Source organism: Ferruginibacter sp. HRS2-29 (genome assembly GCF_024343615.1).
Lineage (GTDB): Bacteria > Bacteroidota > Bacteroidia > Chitinophagales > Chitinophagaceae > Ferruginibacter.
Genome location: NZ_RJUB01000006.1, coordinates 62,517 through 79,638, shown reverse-complemented (window position 1 = coordinate 79,638; position 17,122 = coordinate 62,517). Strand labels below are relative to the sequence as shown.

Below are 17,122 nucleotides of genomic sequence, written 5' to 3'. Positions count from 1 at the left end.
AAAGGGATCAGATCATAGATCATACATCCTTATATTCTTCCATCAGCTTAACCGCTTCCACCGCTTCCTTCACATCATGTACCCGAAGTATGGCTGCTCCATTTTGCAGCGCCAGCGTGTTCAGGATGGTAGTGCCATTCAGGGCTTCTCCGGCAGTAATGCCGAGTGTGCGGTAAATGGTTCCCTTGCGGGAAAGGCCCGCTAACAAAGGCTTTTCGAAGATCTGGAATGCTGAAAGGTTTTTCAGCAGCTGAAAATTATGGCGGGTAGTTTTGCCAAAGCCAAACCCCGGGTCAAGGATCAGGTCGTTGATACCGGCGGCTTTACATTCCGCTGTTTTATTTACAAAAAACTCAAGCACTTCCTGTACCACATCTTCATATTGCGGCGAATCCTGCATGGTGGCAGGTATTCCTTTCATGTGCATGCAGATGTATGGAACTGCTGATTTTCCTACGGCCGGTATCATAGCCGCATCCAGGTTGCCCCCACTGATATCGTTTACAATGGAAGCTCCGGCTGTAACAGCCGCTACCGCCACTTTGCTGTAGTACGTATCGATCGACAGGACCAGTTCCGGAAACTGTTGCGACAACAGTTCAATCACCGGCACTACCCTTTCCAGTTCTTCTTCGGCGCTTACAGCAACGCTGCCGGGCCGGGTACTTTGACCACCTATATCGATGATCGCCGCACCTTCGCCGATCATCCGCTCTGCCTGCTGAAGGATCGCTGCCGTACCATCGTTGAGATAACCTTTGTAAAACGAATCGGCCGTAATGTTGAGGATGCCCATCACCACCGGTTTTTCAATCGCCAGCAATTTTCCTTTGCAGTTAAGTGTAAACATTTGATATACTAATTGTATTTTTGAAGAGATACACAAATTTGCATCAATTATAAATAATTCACGGGATAATAATGACAACCAGCGAACAGTATGACAAAGTGATTGGCGGATGCCAGGAAACGTTTATCCGGAAAACCAGTGATTACGGCACTTCGTGGCGTGTATACCGCACCATTTCGGTGGCCGACCAGATCTACATCAAAGCAAAAAGGATCAGGACGATACAGGAGAAAAAAGAACAGCGCATCGGCGATGATATAAAAAGCGAATTCCAGGGCATATTGAATTATGCGGTGATCGGGTTGATACAACTCGATATACAGAATGATGAAACCGAGCAACTGCCGGTACAGGAAGTGAATGAACGCTACAGCCAGAAGGTGTTGATGGCAAAAAAACTGATGGAAGACAAGAACCACGACTACGGCGAAGCATGGCGCGATATGAGCCAGGAAAGTTTTGTTGACCTGTCGCTGGCCAAGATACTCCGCATCAAGCAGATACTGGCCAATAAAGGCAAAACGATCGCCAGCGAAGGCATCGATGCCAACTTTTTTGATATTCTCAACTATGCAGTCTTTGCACTGATCCTGATCAGCGAAGGCAAACACTAAAATAATCATTGATGAAACTAACAGTTACTATTATACGAATACTGACAGGAGCCCTATTCATATTTTCCGGATTGGTGAAGGCGATCGATCCACTCGGGCTTGCCTACAAGATGCAGGAATTTTTTGAAGCCTGGGCCAATGCCGGCATCATGAAAGGGCTGATGTCTGCGTTTGATAAGTATGCTGTAAGTTTCTCCATCATCATGATCACGCTGGAAGTGGCTGTAGGGCTGGCGTTGCTGCTGGGCTGGAAGAAAAAACTCACCACCTGGATATTGTTGTTGCTCATGTTGTTCTTTACATTCCTTACAAGTTATGTATTGTTCAGTGGCAAGATACGTGCCTGTGGCTGCTTTGGTGATTGTATTCCACTCACGCCCATCCAGACTTTCACCAAGGATATCATTCTCTTGTTGTTTGTGATCTTCCTGCTGATCAATACAAAATATATCACCCCGGTGTTGAAACCGCTGTCAAATACGTTGGCTGTTGTACTCGGAATAGCGCTCACACTTTATCTCCAATTCCACGTGTTAAAACATTTGCCGTTGAAAGATTGCCTTCCTTACAAGGTTGGCAATAATATATTGGAATTGCGCAAAATGCCCGCCGATGCTGTACCCGATGTGTTCGACTATAATTTTGTGTATGAAAAAGATGGTACGAAGAAAAACTTCACAGTTGCCAGCCTTCCGGACAGTTCCTGGAAGTTTGTAGAAAGAAAACAAGTGTTAGTGTCACCCGGTAAAAATAATATCCCGCTGATCAACGATTTTTCATTGACGGATGAAGATGGAATAAAGGTCACGGATAGCGTATTAAATACGAAAGGCAAATACTACCTTTTTTTTGTAAAGGAACTGACTGTTGATACCGCTCAATGGAGAAAGAAATTTTTTCAACTAAATGAAAAGGCTCAGCAAGAAGGAACGAAAGTATATGTCATCACCGCACAGCAACAAGCTGTTTATGATTATCTGCAAGACCATAAAATTTTTACCAATGGAGTATTATCTTCAGACGGAATTGCCATCAAAACAGCAGCCCGGGTGAATCCTACGCTGTTTGTGATGGAAGGGCCGGTGGTGAAAAATAAATTGAGCTGGAGAGACATGAAGAACAATTAAGAATTAAAAATTAAGAATAAAGAATAAAGAATAAAAACCTTTGAAGGGTGAACATGCGTTAAACCTTTAAACCTGATCAGCGAAATCCGCGTAATCATCTTTAATCTGCGATTATCATGCGATACATCTTACAAAAACTATTTTACGCTACCCTCGTCCTCATTGGCGTGGTGGTGCTCGTTTTTGTGATGTTCCAGGGATTTGGCGATCCGGCAAGGCTCATTGTTGGCCAGACCGGCGATAAGAAGACGATGGAAAACATCCGTAAAGACCTTTACCTCGATAAACCAAAGTGGCAACAATTTGTCCTTTATCTCAATGATGTTTCTCCATTATCCATACATACCCGTGAAGAAATAGAGCAAAAAAAACTGCGGGGGCTTTTCGTTGGAAGTGGCACCAGGATCGGCATCAAGATACCTTACCTGCGCAAGAGTTACCAGACAAAAAAAGATACCATCGATGTATTGTCCGAAGCGCTGCCCGGCACCATTGTATTGGCGCTGGCCGCCATGCTGCTCGCTGTCGTAGGGGGCATCATGCTGGGGGTGGCAGCGGCTGTAAAAAAAGGTACCTGGCTCGATACCAGCGCCATCTTCAGCAGCATCGCCGGGATTTCAGCGCCCTCATTTTTCATGGCCATCATCATCGCTTATCTCTTCGGCGTAATACTACATCCTTACACCGGCCTGAATCTGACAGGTAGCTTATTTGAGATTGACGAAGTAACAGGGGAAAAATATCTTGTATTAAAAAACCTGATCCTGCCGGCATTTACATTGGGCATCAGGCCCCTGGCCATCATTACACAACTTACCAGGAGCAGCATGCTGGATGTACTCGGACAGGATTACATACGAACCGCTTATGCAAAAGGGCTTAGTACACGCACGGTCATCTTCAAACATGCGCTTCGAAATGCACTTAACCCGGTGATCACCGCCATCACAGGCTGGTTTGCGGAATTACTCGCCGGGGCATTTTTCGTGGAATATATTTTTGGCTGGAAAGGCATCGGTAAGATCACGGTTGCGGCGCTTGAAAAGCTCGACTACCCGATCGTAATGGGCTCCGTATTATTCAGCGCTTTCATTTTCATCCTGATCAATATCCTGGCTGATATACTCTATACCATCATTGATCCACGCATACGTTTAAATAATGGATAACGGAAAAATGGATAATGGATAATATCTCAAACCAGAGACATTACCCATTATCCATTACCGTATTATCAATTAAATTTTAGTCTTTGCCCAATACCACTATCAGTGCATAGATCACACCAGGGATAAAGAACAATAAAGTCAGCAGGAGGCTGATCCAGAATTTGCTGTTGATCTCACCTTCGTGAAGGTACACTGCCAATGGTGGCAACAGGATAGCAAGGATCACCAATAAAAGTGTGTTGGTGCTTGGTTCGTTGCCATTTCTTTTTTCTTTCTTAAATTCTTTGAGCTGTTGTTTCGCTTCGCGAAGCCTTAATTTCCTTTCTTTACGCGAAAGGCTCTTAAATTCTTTCAAAGCGTCTTTGATAGATGTCTTTGGCACTTCGGCTGGGGCAACCGGTGTCGCTGGCGCGCTGATCGGGTTTACGGGTTCAGCTACAGTAACTACAGCAGCTGCATTTAGCGAACTTGCAAACAAGCTCACACCGATCAATAATAAGATTGATTTGCGGATAATTTTCTTCATACCTGAAATTTTGTAAATGTTGAATGTTTATATATAACCTATCATTTCTTATGCCAAATTTTAACATTTGTTAACATGTGTATAACTGGCATCAAATATAAAATTGCATTAATTTAATTCTTAAAGCGGGGCCGCGATTGTACATTGCGCAAACAATATGACAACTTCACTCACCATCGTTCGGTATAAAAAAAGATTCATACCATTCGCTTTTTTTTCTATGGCTATATTTCATCTGCCCTTGCGGACGAAAAAAAACATTTCTTTTTACAAACTGATGGGCAGCGGAAAAAACGGGACATTCGATAAAGTGCCGGATCTGCAGCAATGGGCTATACTTGCGGTGCATGATAAACCGGGGGGATCATCGGATAACCGTTCATTGTACGGTAGCCTGGTAGCAGGCTGGTGGGCATTCTTCGGTTGCGAAACATTCACGCTCCTGCTTGAGCCGCTCGAAAGCCACGGCAGCTGGAGCGGGAAGAAAGCATTCGGCGAGCTTCCGGCCAAATCTGCGTACGACGGGCCGGTAGCAGTACTTACAAGGGCTACCATCCGGATGAATAAATTGAAATATTTCTGGCAAAATGTAGCAGGGGTCGCCAATAAGATGGCAGGTGCAAAAGGCTTTATCTGTTCGTTCGGTATAGGCGAAATGCCCTGGATCCGGCAGGCCACATTCAGCATCTGGCAAAGTAAGGACGATATGAAAGCTTTTGCCTACGGCATGAAAGAACATGCTGAAGTGATACAAAAAACGAGAAAACAACGCTGGTACAGTGAGGATATGTTTACCCGTTTCAGGATCATCGCCCGCTCCGGAACAGTCAAAGGCGAAGACCCTTTGGCCGGAATGTTGTAAATTGCCGCTTCGAAAGCCATTGCCGCAGCCACTTCAGGCGAACCGGCCTTACTAAATAATTGCTGATGAAAAATATTAAACTGATAGAAGTGCCCTCCGAATTGGGCGCAGGACCACGTGGAGCAAGCCTTGGTATAGATGCGATCAAGATCGCCGCACTTGATTTCATGAGTAATTTTTTCGTGCATTTCCCTTCCGAAAAAGTAGAGACTTCCAATGATCTTTTATTTGAACCTATCCAATCGCCCTACGCAAAACGCATTCACGGCGTATTGAGCATTTATGAGCGTATAAGCAAGGCCGTTAGTGACAGCATTAAAAGTAATTTTTTTCCCGTGATCCTCAGCGGCGATCACAGCACCGCAGGCGGTACCATTGCCGGAATTAAGATGGCAAAGCCAAAAAGCAAGCTGGGCGTGATCTGGATAGATGCCCATGCCGATCTTCATACTCCCTATACTACCCCTTCGGGCAACATGCATGGTATGCCTTTGGCCACTGCCATCGCCGAAGACAACCAGGAAATGAAAGCGCATGAGCTGGACGAAAAGACCACCAGGCTTTGGAACCAGTTGAAATCGCTGGGAAAAATTGAACCGAAGGTTTTGCCGGAAGATATCGTATTCATTTCCCTGCGGGATTATGAAAAAGAGGAAAAACACCTCATCGAAAAACACGGCATGAAAGTGATCACTACTGCTGAAGTAAGGCGCATCGGTGCCGAAAATGTGAGCCGTAAGGTGATCCGTTACCTTAGCGATTGTACAGATATATATGTAAGCTTCGATGTAGACAGCCTTGATTCATCCCTGAGCAAAGGAACCGGCACGCCTGTAAGCAACGGCCTTCGCGAAAGGGAAGCCGAAGATCTGATCAGTAAATTCATGCAAAACAGGAAGATCTGTTGCTTTGAGATCACCGAAGTAAACCCTACGCTTGACAAGGAAAACCTGATGGCCGAGATCGCCTTCAATATTTTACAACGCAGCGTGAATGTGCTGATGATGAACTGATGAAACAATGAAAAGATATTTTACCCTTCTCTTGTTAATGGTAATTGCCGGCTTTGCGAATGCGCAGACAAAAAAAGCCTATGCCGACTCCATCCTGCGTTACCAGAAAAATTATGCTGATGCACATGAAGTGGTGAAAGGTGCCGATAAAAAATACTTTCGCTTTTTTGCACCCGATGCTAAATACAAGGTGGTGGCGAATTTCATACAGCTGAATGACACCTCAGGTTTCATCATGAAAACAAGCGGTACACGCACATCGCGTTATTTCAAATACGGGATCTTAAACTTTGATATCGATCGCAAACCTTACCAGTTAAGGGTTTACCGCAGCCAGGACCTCATGGCCACAAAAGAATACAAGGATTATCTTTTTGTTCCTTACACCGACCTCACCAGCGGCGAAGAAAGTTATGGTGGTGGAAAATACCTGGAGTTTTTTATCAAAGATATCGTGAACACTACGGTTATCCTGGATTTCAATAAAGCCTACAATCCTTATTGTGCCTATGCTTCAGGGTACAACTGCCCCATACCTCCAGGAGAGAACAATCTCGATGTGGCCATTAAAGCGGGGGAAAAACAGTTTGGAAAATCCCATTGATCCAACCTCTGGTGAAATTCATCCATTCGATTTCGGCCTGACCGAAAATAATCCATTTGTCCCCAACCGTTGCCGGTAACGCTCCCGTTTCCATTTATTCGATAAACCCTTTGTCAGAAAGGCTTTGATTGCGCCGCAAACGCTCCCGCCCTTCAATAATTTACAAATCATCCAACTCCCAAAAACAACAGGCTTCAGTATTTCAGTCTAATTTGAAGGTTCGATGAATGCCATGGTAACGACAACGCCTACACGCTAAAGTAGTCGTGTGATATCTGTCCGGAAGCATTCTGCTCACAATCAACTTAAAGCCATATAACATGCGGACAAAACTACTCCTGCTTTTTTTATTGATGAATGCCCTGCACTCATTTTCGCAGACAGCATTACAAACTTCTTTTGAATCGCCTGTATACACGGCCGGCAACGTGAATGCCCAGAACGGCTGGACAGTCAGTTCGGGAACTGCTGTAATAACCACTGCAAAAGCCAAAACAGGCACGCAGTCGCTAAACCTGAGTGCAACTGCCGGTACTTTACTGGTCAACCAGGTAGCATACAGCGGCAGTGTGCCGGGTATAACCGGCGACGTGTATGCCGATTGCTGGGTAAACCCCGGAAGCTTTGCCACCAAAGGGATTGCCATCAATGGTATGGATCTGTGGGGAGGAAGTTCGAAACGTATATTCGTAATTGAATTCGGAACTGACGGCTCCATCAAAGGTTATAATTCCGGATCCGGGGTAAATGTTGGAACATGGGCAGCCAATAGCTGGGTGCGCATTTCCATCAAGGTAGATTTTGCGACAGAAAAATATAAGGTAGCGGTCAACGGTAATGTCAATGCAACTGATTTCGCCTTCAGGGAAGCGTATACACCCGCTGCCAGCGGCACGAGGGCTGCCAATGTAAAAGAATTTCATTCGCTGCGGTTCAATCATTTGGCTGATGCCACGGTAGCCACGTCGGATGCGGCATTCGATGATATCTATGTTGGCACTGCATCCATTCCCGACATCAGTTTTGGCGCATCTGCTACTACACGAACCATCACCGTCACGCAGCCTGCGTTCGGTAGTATCGGCTTGTCCCCGGCGGCGCCTTACAATGCTGGCCAACAGGTGACCGCCACGCTTACATTACCGCAGGGTTATATCAACAATGGCTGGACAGGTGACCTTTCGGGCACAGAACCGGTAAAAATATTTACCCTCAATAACAACATGACCATCGGTGCCGATGTTGGCATAGACAACAATAATCCACCGCCCAAATACCTGGTAAATGTTACACAACCAGCCAACGGCACTATCACACTCTCGCCGGCTTCGGCAGACAATATGTATTATAAAGAAACGAGTGTAACCGCCACCGTTAGTTATGAAGCGTGCTATCAATTTGATGGCTGGACAGGTGGCCTTTCCGGAACACAACTCACAAAAACCTTTACAGTAACGGATAATATCGTCATTGGCGCCGTCATCAGCCTTAACACAACGGTACCGGTTAAACGCAGTGTAAATAATGTGACTGCCTTCAAAGCCGCTCTGGCAGCTATGAATCCCGGCGATACGGTGGAAGTGGAAGACGGCAGTTATAACCTCAGCAGCCTTACCATCACCCGTTCAGGATGCGAATTACAACCGATAGTGATCACGGCCAAAAACAAAGGGCAGGTGATCCTGAATGGTGCGACGGCGCTTGTTTTCAGGAATATGAAATATGTAACACTGAAAGGGTTTTCCTTTCAAAGTACGGGGATCGGGTCTGGCATCAAGCTGGAAAATTGCAGCAAATTCCGGATCACGGAGAACGAGTTTGCTTACACCGAAACTTCATCCTGCACCTGGATCACGATCGGCGATACCTATGCCAGCCCGATACCATTGCGCAGCGGATACAACAGGGTTGACCACAACAGTTTTTCCGGAAAAACCCAGGCTGGAAATTATATCCGTATGGATGGAAATATCAACCAGCAGACGCAATATGATACCATCGACCATAACCATTTTAAAAATAACGGCCCGCGTGCAGATAATGAAAAAGAATCCATCAGGGTTGGTGTGAGCACGCTGTCGAAAAGCAGCGGATTCACATTGATCGAATACAATCTCTTTGAAGATTGCGATGGTGACCCGGAGATCGTTTCTATCAAATCCTGCGACAACACCGTACGTTACAATACATTTGTCCGCTGCCTTGGAACGGTCTGCCTGCGACAAGGGTTCAGGAGCACGGTGGAAGGAAATTATTTTTTCGGAGATAACAAAACAGCCACGTTCAACGGGGGCACGATCGGTTGCGGGGGGGTGCGGGTGTATGCAAAAGACCACCACGTGATCAACAATTATTTCTCCGGGCTTACCGGATCGAAATGGGACGCGGCCATTACCATTACCAACGGAGATGTGACGAATTCCTCTACAAGCGTAGCGGATCATTATCTCCCCGAAAACCTGAAAGTAGCTTTCAATACTTTTGTCAACAACAAATCCGATATCGAGATCGGGTTTGATAACAATGGAAATTATCCGTTGAAGCCTGTCAATTGCAGTATTGAAAACAATGTAGTGGTGCAGAATACCAACCCGATCATCAAATCTTACAGTGCGGCATCCTTAGCGGGAGTGACATTCAACAACAACATCATGTACCCTACGGGTTCGGCTACAGTTGGCATCACGGCAACAGCCACGGCCATCAATGTGATCGATCCTAAACTTGCAGCGCCTATCTGCACAGCCCCGGCAAATTGTTTGCAAAGCAATGCATCCAAAGTGCTGCGCCTTTCATTCGGCAGCCCGGCCATAGATGCCGCTTCGGGAACTTATGCGAATGTGTTGCTGGATAATGAACGGCAGGCCAGAACAAGTGCAAAAGATATCGGCGCAGATGAGTATAGCAGCACATGGCCGCTTACAGTAAACGTTACCGCACTGGATGCCGACAACGTAGGCCCTTCGGCTGTTTCACAAACTTACACTTATATACTTACCGGCGCTTTGCCTTTAAAAATTCTTCAGTTCAAAGCGGCGAAAGAACAGCAGCAAACCAAACTGGTATGGACAACTTCAGGCGAAATAAACGAAGACCGTTATGAGGTAGAATGGAGCGCAGATGGTAATTCATTTACCAAAATCGGCAGCGTGGGAGCAGTTGGTAATAGTGCCCTGCAGGTTTACACATTTTATGATGCGGCACATCTCAAAGGTAAAAGCCAATACAGGCTGAAGATATTTACAAAAGATGGCCGTTATACTTATTCATCCATTTGTACGATCGGTTACGGAGCTTCCATACAAGCCTATCCCAATCCTGTGACTGATAAACTAACTATCAACCTCGACAGGCCGGCAACGATTGAATTGTTTGCTGCGGATGGCAGGAAAGTGAAAACCTTGTCGGCCCGCCAGGGTGGAACGATACAAATCGAGCTGAAAGGTATTGCAGCCGGTATCTACCTGTTACGCATACACGAAGGCAATGAGCTTCTGCTGACGCAAAAAATGATCATGCAGTAAAATTCCCAGCAGATTTTTGCTGATTAACACACGCAGATGATCGCAGATAATATCAGCGGAATCTGCTTGCCTTTCATCTGCGAAAATCTGCGGGAAATCTTTTGCAAAAAAAACGCGCCATCGGCGCGTTTTTACATTCTTAACTCTTAATTGAACTAATTACATTCCCGCCATTTCTTTTTTCTTTCTCAAGCCATCCAGTGACGGATCCATTTCGATCGCCTTATCACACATCTGCTGCCCGCGATCTTTTTGTCCCTTTTTCATAAAACAAAGTCCTGCCTGGTACAATGCTTTGCCGTCTTTAGCATCAATTTCCATCAGCTTCTGGCAGTATTGCAATGCTTTGTCATATTGTTTTTTCTGGTAAAGAATTTCAGCCATATCACGCAGGATGTCTTTATTCCCGGGCTTGCGGCTCCACACTTTCATCAGGAGCGTTTCACCTTTTTCAAATTCTTCGCTATATAAAGATGCATAGCCAAGGTTTTCGTTGAAATCATTTGACTGTACGTAACCATTTGCAGCAGCATTGTTGAACGAGGCTACAGCATTTTTATAATCGTTGTTGTTATAATACAAAAGGCCGAGTTCGTACATCCAGGTATTTTTGGTAACATCCATCTTTACTGCCTTCTCGTAATATGGAACTGCTTTTTTGTATTCTTCCATATCAAGATAAGTGCGGGCCAATGTATAAGTTGCTTCAGCATCTGCACTGTTTTTCGCCAATGCATCTGTAAGTGCTTTCACTGCAGCCGGATAATCTTCCTGTTTATAATAGCTGATGCCGATAATGCGTGCTGAGTTATCGCAGGTTTTGCATTTCTCCGCAAACTCTACCGCTTTCGCATATTGGCGATAGCTAAAATAAAGATTGGAAAGTTCTTTGATCGCCGCAGAATTGGTTGGCTGCAATTCGTACGCTTTCGTGAAGCTGGCAATCGCAAGATCGGTTTTCCTCATTTCAAGAGCAGCATAACCACTTTCCAAATGGGAATCGATAAAGCCGGGATTGAACTTGACTGATTTTGCAAAATTGTTGTAAGCTACAAGATACCGTTTAGCTGCTTTTTCCGTCAGGCCGGTCTGGTAGTAGAATTGGGCACTATCATACTGCTGCGCCTGTACGTTACCGCACACAGTAATTGCGAGGATGGTAATCAGGTTTTTCATTTGTGGATTTCTAGGAGGTGATGAAAGCACTAAAGTTAGCGAAATATCATAGCTCCAAACGCCGGAACATTCAGTTTTATTTCAATAATTTTCCTCCTTTTATCAACATTAACAAATGGAATATTCTCATTTTTATAATTACCACTCCCCCAATACTTTACATCGTCACTATTAAATATTTCCTTCCACTGGAATTTGCCCTTAATTTCAATTTTGTAGTCATTCTGAGGGAAGTTTGTCATATTCATAACTACAAGGATATCGTCATTTTTCGATTTCCCTTTTCGCATAAATGCAAGTATCCCTTTTTCTTGGTTAGAAATGTTCACCCATTCGAACCCCTTGGGATCAAACTGGAGTTCAAACAACGCCGGTTCCGAGCGGTAAAGATGGTTCAGGTCGCGGACACATTCCTGCAGATCGTTATGAGCAGGATAACGCAGCAATTCCCAATCGAGTTCGGATTTATAATTCCATTCGGAAGTCTGCCCGAATTCATTGCCCATGAACAACAACTTCGCTCCCGGATGCGTGTACATCCAGGTATACAAAAGCCGGAGATTGGCAAATTGCTCCCATTCATTTCCCGGCATCTTATAGATCATCGGACTTTTGCCATGCACCACTTCATCGTGGCTGAGCGGCAGCATGAATTTTTCATTGTAGAAATACATCATGCTGAAAGTAAAATCATTCTGAACTTTTATCCTTTCGGCAGGAAGTTTTTTAAAATAGCGAAACATATCGTGCATCCATCCCATCATCCATTTCATTCCAAAACCAAAACCGTCTTTACTGAGCGGCCCGGTGATCCCCGGCCAATCGGATGCTTCTTCCGCGATCGTCTGTACGTCAGGGAAATCGCGGTAGATGATGCGGTTCATTTTCTTTAAAAAATCAATGGCTTCAATATTTTCATTTCCGCCATATTCATTGCGTTCCCACTCCCCTTCCTTACGGCTGAAATCGCGGCGGATAATAGAGTTCACAGCATCTACCCGTATACCATCCACATGATATTTGTTTAACCAGAAATGGGCGCTGCTGATCAAAAAAGACACCACTTCACCTCTAGAGTAGTTGAAAATATAACTGTTCCAGTCGGGATGAAAACCTTTACGCATATCTGCATACTCATAAGTATGTGTGCCGTCAAACATGTATAACCCGTGTGCATCATTGGGAAAATGAGATGGCACCCAATCGAGGATCACGCCGATATCATGCTGATGAAGTGCTTCCACCAGCTTCATGAATTCTTCGGGTAGCCCAAACCGTGAGGTGGGGGCAAAAAAGCCTGTGCCCTGGTAACCCCAGCTGCCATCGTACGGATGTTCCATCACCGGCATGAATTCCACATGCGTGAACCCCATATTTTTTACATAGGGAACAAGACGATCAATCAGGTCGAGGTAAGATGTGTAGGCGTTCTCATCATCTTTCACCGGCCGCATCCAGCTACCCAGGTGTACTTCGTAAACACTCCATGGCGCCTGCAGGGAATTGGCCCGTTTTCTTTTCTGCATCCATTGCGCATCATTCCATTGCCAGGTGATGCTGCGGGTGATAGATGCCGTGCCCGGCCTCAGTTCTCCATGAAATGCAAACGGATCTGCTTTGAAAGATTCGATACCATCAAAACCTTTGATATGATATTTATAAAAAGAACCAGGATGCATCCGCGGAACAAAACCTTCCCAGATGCCCGAGGAATCCTGGCGCACAAAAAGTTTATGGATATGTTCTTTCCAGCCGTTGAATTCCCCAACGAGCGACACAGCGGTGGCATTGGGCGCCCACACGGCGAAATAAAATCCTTCGGTGTTTAAAACCGTCAGTTGATGGCTGCCGAATTTTTCATACGCATCATACATATCACCGTGCTGAAAACGCTGTATGTCTTCATCTGTGAAGAAAGAATAATTCCACACCATCTTTGTTGAATCGATAAAATGTTCGTCTTCATACGCCATAACATGTGTGTTTTTTACCGCCTGTAAAATATTGATTTAACGATAATTTAGTAATCCATACTTTGCGGTCAGTCGATTAAATTTAATATTTGACAAACCTAAAACTAACTGCATGAACAAAAGCCTTCTTACCCTATTGTGCTTTTTATTCCTATCACATTTTTCCTTTGCCCAGAAAACGACCGTTACCGGTGTACTGAAAGATACGACTTCCAAATCTGAAATCAAGAATGCAGTAGTGGCTTTGTTGTCGGTAAAAGATTCAGTGCTGATCGATTTCACCCGTACCGCCGCCGATGGCTCTTATCAGCTTACCAAAGCTGTGCCGGGAAAATATATCCTGATGGTGATGCATCCGTTGTTTGCAGATTATGTGGAAGACATCGAAATTAAAAGTGAAACTCAGCAACTGTCACCAATATCGGTGACCGCAAAAAGCAAATTGCTGGAAGCGATCATCATCAAAAGTGGCAGCCCCATGAGGATCAAAGGTGATACTACTATATACACAGCCGACAGCTTTAATGTAAGCGCCAACGCAAATGTGGAAGAGCTGCTGAAAAAAATGCCCGGTTTCCAGGTGGATAAAGACGGGCAGATAAAACAGATGGGGGTAAAAGTGGAAAAAGTGCTGGTGGATGGTGAAGAATTTTTTGGTGATGACCCGGGAATGGCCGTAAAAAACCTTCGTGCCGATGCGGTGAAAGAAGTGCAGGTATTTGACAAAAAAAGCGACCAGTCGGAATTTACCGGCATTGACGACGGGAAGTCCCAGAAGACCATCAACCTGAAATTGAAAGAAGATAAAAAGACGGGCTACTTCGGAAAGATTGATGCCGCCGGTGGTTTGCTGAAAGACAAAGACGATCGTTATAATAGTAATATCCTTTTCAGCACTTTCAAAGGCAAAAGAAAACTAACTGGTTTTTTCCTGACGGGCAACACCGGACAGGATGGACTGAGCTGGCAGGATAACGAAAAATTTGGCGGCGAAAGTGATAGTTACACCATGAGTATGGATGAAGACGGTGGTATGATGTATTCCTGGCCTGGTGGCACTTCCGATGATGAACCCTATGTGAACACAGAAAACGGGTTCATCCGCAACATCAATGCCGGCGTGCAATACAGCAATAAATGGAATGATAAAAAGACATTCAATTTTTCTCCGAAATTCAACAGCCAGGATTACCGGAACATGCAGAGCACTTTCACAAGGTCTACCATCAGGGAAGATTCGGTGTTATATGAAAACTCTGTCAACAACAGCCATATCAACCGCAATAACATAAAGCTGAGTGCTTCTTACGACATCAAGCTTGATTCAAATAATACCATCAAGTTTACCGCGAAAACAAGTTTTTATCACACCGAAAGTGAGGGTATCACCATCGCCGACAGGTCGATAGAAACCGGTGGCGTGAAACAATTGAATTACACCAGCGATATCCGGAACAACACGAATTCTGATAAGCAGGCATTTTCCGCGAATGTTATTTTCAAACATAAATTTAAAAAAGCAAGAAGGACATTGTCTGTAACTACAGACTGGAACAGGCTTCACAGCGATGGGACTAATTACCTTACATCACAATACACCAGCTTCGACCCGGGCGTTCCCGCTCCTGCTTCTACCGATCGTATGATCGAAAGCGATAAGGTTACGCAGAATGTGTCGGCAAGGGTGGTGTATACAGAACCGCTCTCCAAAAAATATTCACTGGAGATCGGCCATGAGCTTACACTCAACAACGGAACCAACAACAGGGACCTGTACAACTACACCCCTGCTACCGCAAAATATGATGAGATCGTGGATTCCCTTACGAACGATTTCAAACAGAATATCGTAGTAAACAAACCATCGGCGAAGATCAGTTACAACTTCAAAAAGATCAAGTTCAACTTTGGTGCAGGTGTTGGTATCACTCACTTCGATCTGCTCGACAGGAGTTCAGACATCAGCTACAAAAGGGATTACACCAACTTCTTCCCTTCCGCATCCTTCACGTATAATTACAAAGCGAACCATTCATTGCGTGTAAACTACAATGGATACAACAAGCAGCCAAGTATCAGCCAATTGCAGCCGCTTCGTAACAATGATGATGAGCTGAACAGGTACATCGGTAATCCGGACCTGAAACCGTCCTTCAACAACACACTCAACATCAGCCACAACAGCTATAACTTCCTGAAAGATATCTGGACATACCAATCCGTTTATACTTCCCTGACAAATAATTCTATCACGGATAGCCGCACGTATACATCGGATGGTAAAACCATTTCCCGCCCGGTAAATACTGACGGTAATGTGAACGCTAATTTTTATGGAGGCTTCGGTTTTAAAGCCAAAAAGATCGACACCCGTTTCAACCTCAATGTAAATGCAGGTTTCAACAGGTATGCCAATATCATCAATAATGAACTGAGCCATTCCAATAACAGTAATATTGGCTTAGGATTCTGGATGTCAAAATCAAAAGACAAAAAATACGATGTGTCTCTTGGAAACGATTTCAACCTGAACAAAAGCAAGACCAACAACAGCGCGGGCAATTACAGCTACAGCACCAACACGCTTCAGCTGGATGCAACGGTTTATTACAAAAAAGTATGGTCGATACAATCGGACTACCAGTTCTACTATCGCCAGAAACTCAACAACAATACCACCGACCTCAACAACAATATGTGGAATGCGAAATTGCAGCGAACATTCAAAAACAATGAATTTACCGCATATCTGAAAGTGAGGGATATCCTGAACCAGAACATCGGTATTGAAAGGAACTTTTATCAGAACACTTACACGGAGCAAAGGAATGATCGTCTGAAAAGGTACTTCCTGCTTGGGTTCCAGTGGGATTTCAAAAACAAAGGTTCTAAAACAAAATAACTACTTAAACTTAAAGGATGAAAACAATCATATCAATAGTTGCGCTGTTTTGTTGCCTGCAGGCAAATTCGCAGCAATTTATTTCCAAAGGGGTGATCGAATACGAAGTGAAGACAAATGTTGTAAAAACGCTGGGCACAAGTTCCTGGGCGGAAATGCTCAAAGAGAATATGACCTCGCAGTTCAAGACAGGTTTTTATACACTTACATTCGCCGACAACAAAAGCATCTTCAAATTTGACCACTGGGAACCCGGCGCCAAAGTACCTGAATTCCTTCGCAAGAGCGATGAAGAAAATTCCTGGTATTTTGATCATAACACCGGGAAATACATCATGCAGAAAAATGTGTATGGTTCTAATTTCAATGTAGAAGATTCCGTTCGCAACATTCAATGGAAATTATCCAACGAAAGCCGCATCATAGCGGGTTATAATTGCCGCAAGGCTGTTGGTGTGATCATGGACAGCGTATACGTATTCGCATTTTACACCGATGAGATCACGCTTTCAGGCGGGCCATGCTCTATCAGCGGCTTGCCCGGAACCATACTGGGGCTTACCATTCCGAGGATGTATACATCTTATATCGCTACTAAGATCACTACACAAAATGTAGACGAAAAAGTGATCAAGCCGGCATCTGCCAAAAAATATATGACCAATGCCGTTCTCAAATCTACACTCAAAGAAAGGGTGAAAGACTGGAGTTCGGATGAAGATGAAGATTCGAAACAATGGATCGCACAGTTGTACTGGAGTACGCAACTGTAAGTCAAACAC

Annotated in this window: 13 protein-coding genes; 9 read left to right on the top strand and 4 right to left on the bottom strand. The window is 44.6% G+C overall.

Features of this window, described 5'->3' with window-relative positions; translation table 11 throughout:
* Positions 1-19: 19 nt before the first annotated feature.
* Positions 20-850 (bottom strand): dihydropteroate synthase, encoded by an 831-nt coding sequence (gene folP / locus EGI32_RS03655; protein WP_255154013.1) that lies wholly within the window; start codon positions 848-850, stop codon positions 20-22.
* A 71-nt stretch (positions 851-921) separates the two neighbouring features.
* Here folP and EGI32_RS03650 point away from each other — a divergent pair, with 71 nt between their 5' ends.
* The 3 genes from EGI32_RS03650 to EGI32_RS03640 all read left to right on the top strand — a co-directional run bounded on the left by EGI32_RS03650 (position 922) and on the right by EGI32_RS03640 (position 3,760).
* Positions 922-1,464: a DUF1599 domain-containing protein gene (locus EGI32_RS03650; protein ID WP_255154012.1), complete on the top strand. Its 543-nt coding sequence runs from the start codon at positions 922-924 to the stop codon at positions 1,462-1,464.
* A gap of 11 nt (positions 1,465-1,475) precedes the next feature.
* Positions 1,476-2,591, top strand: coding sequence for a BT_3928 family protein (locus EGI32_RS03645; RefSeq protein WP_255154011.1), 1,116 nt, complete (start codon positions 1,476-1,478; stop codon positions 2,589-2,591).
* A 116-nt stretch (positions 2,592-2,707) separates the two neighbouring features.
* The gene (locus tag EGI32_RS03640; protein ID WP_255154010.1) at positions 2,708-3,760 is read left to right on the top strand and encodes an ABC transporter permease; all 1,053 of its coding nucleotides are present in this window, start codon (positions 2,708-2,710) and stop codon (positions 3,758-3,760) included.
* Positions 3,761-3,836: 76 nt separating this feature from the next.
* On the opposite strand, the gene EGI32_RS03635 is transcribed toward EGI32_RS03640, so the two are convergent.
* A complete protein-coding gene (locus EGI32_RS03635) occupies positions 3,837-4,286 on the bottom strand; it encodes a YqaE/Pmp3 family membrane protein (protein ID WP_255154009.1) in 450 nt (149 codons plus the stop codon).
* Between the two features lie 157 nt (positions 4,287-4,443).
* Between EGI32_RS03635 and EGI32_RS03630 the strand changes: the two genes are divergently transcribed.
* The 4 genes from EGI32_RS03630 to EGI32_RS03615 all read left to right on the top strand — a co-directional run bounded on the left by EGI32_RS03630 (position 4,444) and on the right by EGI32_RS03615 (position 10,289).
* Entirely contained in the window at positions 4,444-5,148 is a 705-nt protein-coding gene (locus EGI32_RS03630; RefSeq protein ID WP_255154008.1) for a spheroidene monooxygenase, read from the top strand.
* Between the two features lie 65 nt (positions 5,149-5,213).
* Positions 5,214-6,161 carry an arginase gene (locus tag EGI32_RS03625; RefSeq protein ID WP_255154007.1) on the top strand — a complete coding sequence of 316 codons (948 nt, stop codon included), beginning with the start codon at positions 5,214-5,216 and terminating at the stop codon, positions 6,159-6,161.
* A gap of 7 nt (positions 6,162-6,168) precedes the next feature.
* Complete coding sequence (locus EGI32_RS03620) at positions 6,169-6,765, top strand: DUF1684 domain-containing protein (protein WP_255154006.1); 597 nt, start codon at positions 6,169-6,171, stop codon at positions 6,763-6,765.
* 320 nt (positions 6,766-7,085) lie between these two features.
* Complete coding sequence (locus EGI32_RS03615; protein ID WP_255154005.1) at positions 7,086-10,289, top strand: chondroitinase-B domain-containing protein; 3,204 nt, start codon at positions 7,086-7,088, stop codon at positions 10,287-10,289.
* 159 nt (positions 10,290-10,448) lie between these two features.
* On the opposite strand, the gene EGI32_RS03610 is transcribed toward EGI32_RS03615, so the two are convergent.
* Together EGI32_RS03610 and glgB are read right to left on the bottom strand one after the other, a co-directional pair.
* Positions 10,449-11,465, bottom strand: coding sequence for a lipopolysaccharide assembly protein LapB (locus tag EGI32_RS03610; protein ID WP_255154004.1), 1,017 nt, complete (start codon positions 11,463-11,465; stop codon positions 10,449-10,451).
* 35 nt (positions 11,466-11,500) lie between these two features.
* Complete coding sequence (gene glgB / locus EGI32_RS03605; protein ID WP_255154003.1) at positions 11,501-13,438, bottom strand: 1,4-alpha-glucan branching protein GlgB; 1,938 nt, start codon at positions 13,436-13,438, stop codon at positions 11,501-11,503.
* 112 nt (positions 13,439-13,550) lie between these two features.
* Between glgB and EGI32_RS03600 the strand changes: the two genes are divergently transcribed.
* Both EGI32_RS03600 and EGI32_RS03595 read left to right on the top strand, forming a co-directional pair.
* Positions 13,551-16,340: an outer membrane beta-barrel family protein gene (locus tag EGI32_RS03600; protein WP_255154002.1), complete on the top strand. Its 2,790-nt coding sequence runs from the start codon at positions 13,551-13,553 to the stop codon at positions 16,338-16,340.
* A gap of 17 nt (positions 16,341-16,357) precedes the next feature.
* Entirely contained in the window at positions 16,358-17,113 is a 756-nt protein-coding gene (locus tag EGI32_RS03595) for a GLPGLI family protein (protein WP_255154001.1), read from the top strand.
* Positions 17,114-17,122 lie beyond the last annotated feature (9 nt).

What these genes read in the sequence shown, in the direction of transcription:
- folP (WP_255154013.1), bottom strand. Translation starts at nt 850, where the DNA reads ATGTTTACACTTAACTGCAAAGGAAAATTGCTGGCGATTGAAAAACCG.
- EGI32_RS03650 (WP_255154012.1), top strand. Translation starts at nt 922, where the DNA reads ATGACAACCAGCGAACAGTATGACAAAGTGATTGGCGGATGCCAGGAA.
- EGI32_RS03645 (WP_255154011.1), top strand. Translation starts at nt 1,476, where the DNA reads ATGAAACTAACAGTTACTATTATACGAATACTGACAGGAGCCCTATTC.
- EGI32_RS03640 (WP_255154010.1), top strand. Translation starts at nt 2,708, where the DNA reads ATGCGATACATCTTACAAAAACTATTTTACGCTACCCTCGTCCTCATT.
- EGI32_RS03635 (WP_255154009.1), bottom strand. Translation starts at nt 4,286, where the DNA reads ATGAAGAAAATTATCCGCAAATCAATCTTATTATTGATCGGTGTGAGC.
- EGI32_RS03630 (WP_255154008.1), top strand. Translation starts at nt 4,444, where the DNA reads ATGACAACTTCACTCACCATCGTTCGGTATAAAAAAAGATTCATACCA.
- EGI32_RS03625 (WP_255154007.1), top strand. Translation starts at nt 5,214, where the DNA reads ATGAAAAATATTAAACTGATAGAAGTGCCCTCCGAATTGGGCGCAGGA.
- EGI32_RS03620 (WP_255154006.1), top strand. Translation starts at nt 6,169, where the DNA reads ATGAAAAGATATTTTACCCTTCTCTTGTTAATGGTAATTGCCGGCTTT.
- EGI32_RS03615 (WP_255154005.1), top strand. Translation starts at nt 7,086, where the DNA reads ATGCGGACAAAACTACTCCTGCTTTTTTTATTGATGAATGCCCTGCAC.
- EGI32_RS03610 (WP_255154004.1), bottom strand. Translation starts at nt 11,465, where the DNA reads ATGAAAAACCTGATTACCATCCTCGCAATTACTGTGTGCGGTAACGTA.
- glgB (WP_255154003.1), bottom strand. Translation starts at nt 13,438, where the DNA reads ATGGCGTATGAAGACGAACATTTTATCGATTCAACAAAGATGGTGTGG.
- EGI32_RS03600 (WP_255154002.1), top strand. Translation starts at nt 13,551, where the DNA reads ATGAACAAAAGCCTTCTTACCCTATTGTGCTTTTTATTCCTATCACAT.
- EGI32_RS03595 (WP_255154001.1), top strand. Translation starts at nt 16,358, where the DNA reads ATGAAAACAATCATATCAATAGTTGCGCTGTTTTGTTGCCTGCAGGCA.